The organism is Xanthomonas sp. D-36-1, assembly GCF_017746155.1.
In the GTDB taxonomy this organism is placed as follows: Bacteria; Pseudomonadota; Gammaproteobacteria; order Xanthomonadales; family Xanthomonadaceae; genus Xanthomonas; species Xanthomonas cissicola.
In genome coordinates this window covers 107642-114451 of sequence record NZ_JAGHWR010000035.1, presented here as the reverse complement: position 1 = coordinate 114451, position 6810 = coordinate 107642, and the positions used below count along the sequence as shown (strand labels likewise).

The window sequence follows — 6810 nt, the reverse complement described above, 5'->3', positions numbered from 1 at the left end:
GTGATCAAGCGCCAGTTTGGCCGACGTCCCCCCAAGTTTAAATAGCACATCGGTTTGGAGTGTAATTCCCTATCCCGAGAGATTGGACCTGACGGCACGAATCCCTACGGCCTCAGCTGACGGCGGACTCGCTTATTTGCGTAGTCACGGCTTGCACAGGCGCTCTGCGAAGATGACGAACGGTGATGAGAGGTCACAGCAGTCATGATCCGAGGACGTTCAAAAAAGCCGCAATGGTTGGGTCTTCTCGGCTGGCTGATGCTTTGCTATTCCATCGCCGGTTTAGGCGCAATGGCATCAATCCAGGCGGCCAGCTTTTATGCGCAGCTGCAACGGCCGGGGTGGGCGCCGCCGGGGTGGTTGTTCGGGCCGGTGTGGACGGTGTTGTACGGAATGATGGCGGTGTCGGTATGGTTGGTGTGGCGCCGTGGGGGATGGGCTGGTGCGCGCGTGGCGCTGACACTGTTCGTCGCGCAGCTGACGCTCAACGGGCTGTGGAGTTGGTTGTTCTTTGCGTGGCATCAGGGGGCGTGGGCGTTCGCGGACATCGTGGCGCTGTGGCTCGTGCTGGTGGCCACCATCGGGGCGTTTGCGAAGAGGCAGGCTTTGGCGGAGTGGCTGTTGGTGCCGTATCTGGCATGGGTGAGCTTTGCGGCGGCGCTCAATTTCTCGGTATGGCAACTCAATCCTCAAGTGCTCGGCTGATCCCGTGTTGTCACGCAGGGAGTTGGCTGGATCTGCTTTGTCTCGTGGCTCGCAACTCAGGACGACGATCACCTGTGCGGGGCGACGACAACCCGCAGTGGGAAGCGGCATGTCGGCAGCAGCAAGGGGACAGGGCGTTCAAAGGTTATGACGGCCTCTGAGCCGCATCGCACGTCCGCGCTCACCAGACAGGTGCACGCGCGTAGATGGCGCTAACGATGCAAGTTAAGTCTTTCCCGTCGTGCCACGGCGGTGAGAGGTCTTCCAAAGCTGCGCACAGCGGTCCGCCTAGGTCCCCAGAAAAGTTTCCATGGCAATCAATTGCTTGCACGCGCGGCGCTTAAATCCCTGAGCGGCAAGGTTTTCTGTTCCCTGCGCCCGGCGTATGCGCCTGCCCATTCACGCAATGCTTGACAGGCCTCGGCCCGGTGATGTCTTTTGCATGCATGGGTAACGCCTCCGCCATCGCTTCGCTTCTCTGCCAGCCGCTGCTGCGGGCCGGTGCGGGCGTGGCCGGCATTACCACCATCATTACTACCGCCACCATTCGCCCGGTGCGGTCCGTCGTCTTCGCGTAACTTCCGAAAACAACGGCCCCGCACCCGGATCAGGATGCGGGGGCTTCCCTCTCTCATCCGATGCGGACGGGGCCTCCCCAATGAGGTCTGTCGATGTCATCGCCCGCTGTTTCGTTCGAACCCGCTGCTGTTCTTGCGTCCTCTGCGCGCACCGTCGTGCACAAATTCGGCGGCACCTCGGTGGCCGATGCCGAGCGTTATCGGCATGTGGCCCAGCTGCTGCTTGCACGCGACGAGACGGTGCAGGTCACCGTGGTCTCGGCGATGAAGGGCGTCACCGATGCCTTGATCGAACTGGCCGAACTGGCGGCGAAGAATCGCCCCGAATGGCGCGAGCGGTGGCACGAAACACGCGCACGCCATCGCGGTGCGGCGGTGGCGTTGCTCGGCGAGCATTCCGGGCCAACCGTGGAGTGGCTGGACGAGCGCTTCGAGCATCTGTCGCAGATCCTCGGCGCGCTGGCGGTCATCGGGGAATTGCCGCGTGAAGTGCTCGACCGCGTGCAGGGTTTGGGCGAGGTGTATTCGGCGCAGTTGCTGGGCGATCACTTTCGCGCGATCGGCGAAGACTGCGCGGTGCTGGACGCGCGCGATGTGCTGGTGGTCAATCGCGGCGAACTCGGTGTGGACGTGGACTGGGAGGCCAGTGCGCAACGTCTTGCAACCTGGCGGCAAGCGCATCCGCAAACGCGCGTGGTAGTGACCGGATTCGTGGCGCGCGATCGCGCCGACCGCATCACCACACTGGGCCGCAACGGCAGCGATTACTCCGGTGCGATCTTCGCCGCATTGTTCGACGCTGATGAGTTGCATATCTGGACCGATGTGGATGGCGTGCTGTCGGCCGATCCGCGCGTGGTGCCCGAAGCGGTGCAACTGGAAACCCTGAGCTACGACGAGGCCTGCGAGCTGGCGTATTTCGGTGCGAAGGTGGTGCATCCGCAAACGATGTCGCCTGCAATCGAACGTGGTTTGCCGATCATCATCCGCAATACCTTCCAGCCCGAACACCCGGGCACGCGCATCACCGCCAGCAGCGCGGTGAGCGGGCCGATCAAGGGGCTGACGCTGAGCCCGGATCTGGCGGTACTGAATCTGGAAGGCACCGGTCTGATCGGTGTGCCGGGAACGGCCGAGCGCGTGTTCGCCGCTCTGCGCACCGCGCAGGTGTCGGTGGTGATGATCTCGCAGGGTTCGTCAGAACATTCGATCTGTTGCGTGGTCAAACAGCACGAGTCCGAGCGTGCACGCAATGCCTTGCTGCAGGCGTTCGCGCATGAACTCACGGTCGGGCAGGTGCAGCGCGTGCAGCTGACCACCGGCATCAGCGTGCTCGCAGCGGTGGGCGATGGCATGGCCGGCCAGCCAGGCGTGGCGGCGCGCTTGTTCGAATCATTGGGGCGAGCGCAGGTCAATATCCTGGCGATTGCGCAGGGCTCGTCGGAGCGCAACATCTCGGTAGCGATCGATGCGGCGCATGCCACCAAGGCGTTGCGCGCGGCGCATGCGGGTTTTTGGTTATCGCCGCAGACGTTCTCGGTGGGCGTGATCGGGCCGGGCAATGTCGGCGCGGCGTTGCTGGATCAGCTACGCGTCGCGCAACCGCAGTTGCTGGGCAAGGCCAATCTGGATCTGCGTCTGCGTGCGGTGGTGTCGCGTGGTCGCATGTTGCTGGACGAGCGCGGGTTGGTCGGCGACTGGCGCGATGCGTTTGCATTGGCCACCACCGCGACCGATCTGGAACGCTTCACCGCGCATCTGCTGTCGGCACATTTGCCGCATACGGTGATCATCGATTGCAGCGGTAGCGCCGAAGTCGCAGACCGTTATGCGGGCTGGCTGGCCGCCGGCATCCATGTGGTGACGCCGAACAAGCAGGCTGGTTCCGGGCCGCTGGCGCGCTATGAGGCGATTTGCGCAGCGGCCGACGCCAGTGGTGCGCGCTTCCGTTATGAAGCCACCGTGGGCGCCGGTTTGCCGGTGATCACCACGCTACGCGACCTGGTCGATACCGGCGATGCAGTCACATCCATCGAAGGCATCTTCTCCGGCACGTTGGCATGGTTGTTCAACAAGTACGACGGCAGCGTTCCGTTCGCCGAACTGGTGACGCAGGCGCGTGGCATGGGATACACCGAGCCGGATCCGCGCGACGATCTGTCCGGCGTGGATGTGGCGCGCAAGTTGGTGATTTTGGCGCGCGAAGCGGGGCGTTCCATCAGCCTGGAAGATGTGCAGGTTGAAAGCCTGGTGCCGGAAGCGCTGCGTCAGGCCAGCGTGGACGATTTTATGGCGCGCTTGCCGGAAGTGGATGCCGCCTTTGCGCAGCGTCTGGCCGACGCGCGCGTGCGCGGCAACGTGCTTCGCTATGTGGCGCAGCTGCCGCCGGACCGCGCGCCCAGCGTGGGCCTGGTCGAACTGCCGGCCGATCATGCATTCGCCAACTTGCGTCTGACCGATAACGTGGTGCAGTTCACCACGCGTCGCTACTGCGAGAACCCGCTGGTAGTACAGGGGCCGGGCGCGGGGCCGGAAGTGACCGCGGCAGGCGTGTTCGCCGATCTGCTGCGCGTGGCGGCAGGCGAGGGCGCGCGGCTGTGACGCAGACTGTTGTCAGCCAGGCCGGCGTGAGCCAGGCAGCGGTGGTGCAGGCGCAGGCGCAGGGCAGCGATCGCGCTTCCCCGGGCAAACATGGCCTGCACGAAGCGCGCGCCTTCGCACCGGCATCGGTTGCCAATGTTGCGGTGGGATTCGACCTGCTCGGCTATCCGATCGATGGCGTTGGCGACACTGTGACCGTGCGCCGGATCGAAGCGCCAGTGGTGCGCATCGCTGCGATTCGCGGCACGACGGTGGCGCTGCCACTGGATGCCGAGCGCAACACTGCAGGCGCTGCACTCATTTCGCTGCGGGCAGCCTTGCAGCTGCCGTATGGATTCGAAATCGAGATCGACAAAGGTATTGCGCTGAGCTCGGGCATGGGCGGGTCTGCCGCGTCATGCGTGGCAGCGTTGGTCGCGGCAAACGCGCTGCTGGCCTCGCCGCTGGATCACCACCAGCTCTACCAATACGCGCTCGATGGCGAAGCGGTGGCCAGCGGCAGCCGCCACGGCGACAACCTGGGGCCGCTGTTTGCCGGTGGCTTGGTGCTGTGCACGCTGGAGCGCCTGGTGCCGATCAACGTGCCGGCGGCGTGGCATAGCCTGCTGGTGCATCCGGATGCAGTGCTGGAAACGCGACGCGCGCGCGAAGCCTTGGCAGGAAACTATCAATTGCGCGAATTCGTCGCGCAGAGCACCAATCTGGCCTTGGTGTTGGCCGGTTGCCATGCCGGCGATGCAGACCTGGTACGCGCGGGCTTGCGTGATGTGCTGATCGAACCGCGTCGCGCCCCATTGATCGCCGGCTTCGCCGACGCCAAACAGGCAGCGCTGGACCACAACGCCCTCGGCGCCAGCATTTCCGGCGCCGGGCCGAGCGTGTTTGCCTGGTTCGAATCGCGCGCCGCGGCCGAAGCTGCGGCACCGGCAGTGCAGGCCGGGTTTGCGGCTGTAGGGTTCGATAGCCAGGCCTGGGTTTCGCCGATCGCAAGTCCTGCGGCGCGGTTGCTCGGATGAATCGGGACGCACGCAATGCCAACGCGCCGCAGGCAGCCGGTAGCAGGTCTGGCCTGCAGATTGGCACACGTCATTTAGTCGACGACGACTTCGCTGATCTGCATGACCGGGGTCAGGTCGGTGTAGTTGGCGATGTCGGCGAGGATTTCCTGTGCATGCGGCCCGAAGCCGGCGTTGAAGGTCTCCACCGACCCGCAAAAGATGTGGCACATGCCGATGAACGCCGGCGGGCTGCCGGCCTCCCCCCCGCTGATGCCCTTGTCCACGGTGTATTTCAAACAGGCCGCGCCCATGCGCGCGCTCACCAGCGGCATGTGCTGGTCGCGGTAGTAGGCGTGATCGAAGCGGGCGCCGTCGCGGTACGGGTACATCACACTGACCTTGATCATCTGCCGACTCCACGGAAGGGTGCGCGCAGCATAGCCCCGCGCCATCGACCGTACGCAACCCTTCGGCCGAACGCCGGTGCAACGCGACGCCCGGCTACCTCACACGCGGCACCCCTTGTCATGGGTGCCGCCCAGCCTTCGCTTTATCTGGAGTCATGCTGATGTTTATCTCCACCCGTGGCGGTGCCCCCGCTGCAAGCCTGAGCCAGGCCATTGCCGCCGGGCTGGCGCCCGATGGCGGCCTCTACGTGCCGCAGACCCTGCCACCTGCCCGTACGCTGGTTGCGGGCGCCGGCCTGGCCGACACCGCCACTGCGCTGTTGCAGCCATTTTTCGAGGGCGACGCACTGGCGGCCGAACTGCCTGCCATCTGTGCCGAAGCCTTCGATTTCCCGGCGCCGTTGGTGGCGCTGGGTACGCCGGGCGATTACGCGCTGGAGCTGTTTCATGGCCCCACGGCCGCGTTCAAGGATTTCGGTGCGCGCTTCCTGGCTGCCTGCCTGACCCGCTTGCGCCGTGCTGAAGACCGCCCGCTCACCATCCTGGTCGCCACCTCCGGCGACACCGGCGCCGCCGTGGCCGCCGCGTTCCATCGCCAGCCCGGCCTGCGCGTGGTGGTGCTGTATCCGGACGGCCGCGTGTCGCCGCGGCAGGCGCATCAGCTGGGGTGTTTCGGCGACAACATCCAGGCCCTGCGCGTGGCCGGCTCGTTCGACGACTGCCAGGCAATGGTCAAGCAGGCCTTGAACGATGCCGCGTTGCAGACGCAGGTGCCGCTGAGTTCGGCCAACAGCATCAGTCTGGGCCGGCTGCTGCCGCAGATGAGTTACTACGCGCATGCCGCGCTGGAGCACCATGCAGCGTCGGGTAGCGTGCTCAATCTGGTGGTGCCCACCGGTAACCTGGGCAACGCCCTGGCGGCGATCATCGCGCGCGCGCTCGGGGTGCCGTTGGGCCGCATCGCGCTGGCGTCCAACGCCAATCATGTGTTGCCGGACTATTTCGCGGGCGATGCCTACGTACCGCAGCCCAGCGTGGCCACGCTGGCCAATGCGATGGACGTGGGGGCGCCGAGCAATTTCGAACGGCTGCGCTGGCTCTACAACGGCGACGACGCCGCCTTGCGTGAGGAATTCCGGGCCTTGTCCGTGGACGATGCGGCGATTCGCCACACCGTGCAGCAGCGCTTCGCGCGCTACGGCGAGGTGCATTGCCCGCATACCGCCACCGCGGTGCATGTGCTCGAACAACTGCGTGCAGAAGGCGCGGAGGGCGGCACTGGCGACTGGGCGGTAGCGGCCACCGCGCATCCGGCCAAGTTCGAGGGTGTGGTGGAGCCGCTGATTGGCCGTGCCGTAGAGGTTCCGCCGGCACTGGCTGCACTGCTGCAGCGCCCAGCGCAGGCCGAAGCACTGGCGGCGGACTACGCCGCCCTTCGGCAGCGCTTGCTTGCCGATGCCACCTGACCCAACGCGTTCAGCCACCGGGGTTGGAAAGTGGCCCATATGCGGCTATTTCTAG

General features: G+C 65.5%; 5 protein-coding genes. 4 read left to right on the top strand and 1 reads right to left on the bottom strand.

Annotated features, from left to right (window positions below):
• Window positions 1–204: 204 nt before the first annotated feature.
• The 3 genes from J7367_RS11615 (at window position 205) to J7367_RS11605 (ending at window position 4900) form a co-directional block, all read left to right on the top strand.
• On the top strand, window positions 205–705 hold the full coding sequence (locus J7367_RS11615; RefSeq protein ID WP_057660070.1) for a TspO/MBR family protein: 501 nt from the start codon (window positions 205–207) through the stop codon (window positions 703–705).
• A 671-nt stretch (window positions 706–1376) separates the two neighbouring features.
• Window positions 1377–3884 carry a bifunctional aspartate kinase/homoserine dehydrogenase I gene (gene thrA / locus J7367_RS11610; protein WP_057660068.1) on the top strand — a complete coding sequence of 836 codons (2508 nt, stop codon included), beginning with the start codon at window positions 1377–1379 and terminating at the stop codon, window positions 3882–3884.
• Window positions 3885–3925: 41 nt separating this feature from the next.
• Window positions 3926–4900 carry a homoserine kinase gene (locus J7367_RS11605; protein ID WP_057660078.1) on the top strand — a complete coding sequence of 325 codons (975 nt, stop codon included), beginning with the start codon at window positions 3926–3928 and terminating at the stop codon, window positions 4898–4900.
• Between the two features lie 74 nt (window positions 4901–4974).
• On the opposite strand, the gene J7367_RS11600 is transcribed toward J7367_RS11605, so the two are convergent.
• Window positions 4975–5289, bottom strand: a complete 315-nt coding sequence (locus tag J7367_RS11600; protein ID WP_042675108.1) for an EthD family reductase — start codon at window positions 5287–5289, stop codon at window positions 4975–4977.
• A 155-nt stretch (window positions 5290–5444) separates the two neighbouring features.
• Here J7367_RS11600 and thrC point away from each other — a divergent pair, with 155 nt between their 5' ends.
• A complete protein-coding gene (gene thrC / locus J7367_RS11595; RefSeq protein WP_176214997.1) occupies window positions 5445–6755 on the top strand; it encodes a threonine synthase in 1311 nt (436 codons plus the stop codon).
• Window positions 6756–6810: the final 55 nt, after the last annotated feature.

Coding starts and splice junctions, on each gene's coding strand:
- J7367_RS11615 (WP_057660070.1), top strand. CDS start 205: ATGATCCGAGGACGTTCAAAAAAGCCGCAATGGTTGGGTCTTCTCGGC.
- thrA (WP_057660068.1), top strand. CDS start 1,377: ATGTCATCGCCCGCTGTTTCGTTCGAACCCGCTGCTGTTCTTGCGTCC.
- J7367_RS11600 (WP_042675108.1), bottom strand. CDS start 5,289: ATGATCAAGGTCAGTGTGATGTACCCGTACCGCGACGGCGCCCGCTTC.
- thrC (WP_176214997.1), top strand. CDS start 5,445: ATGCTGATGTTTATCTCCACCCGTGGCGGTGCCCCCGCTGCAAGCCTG.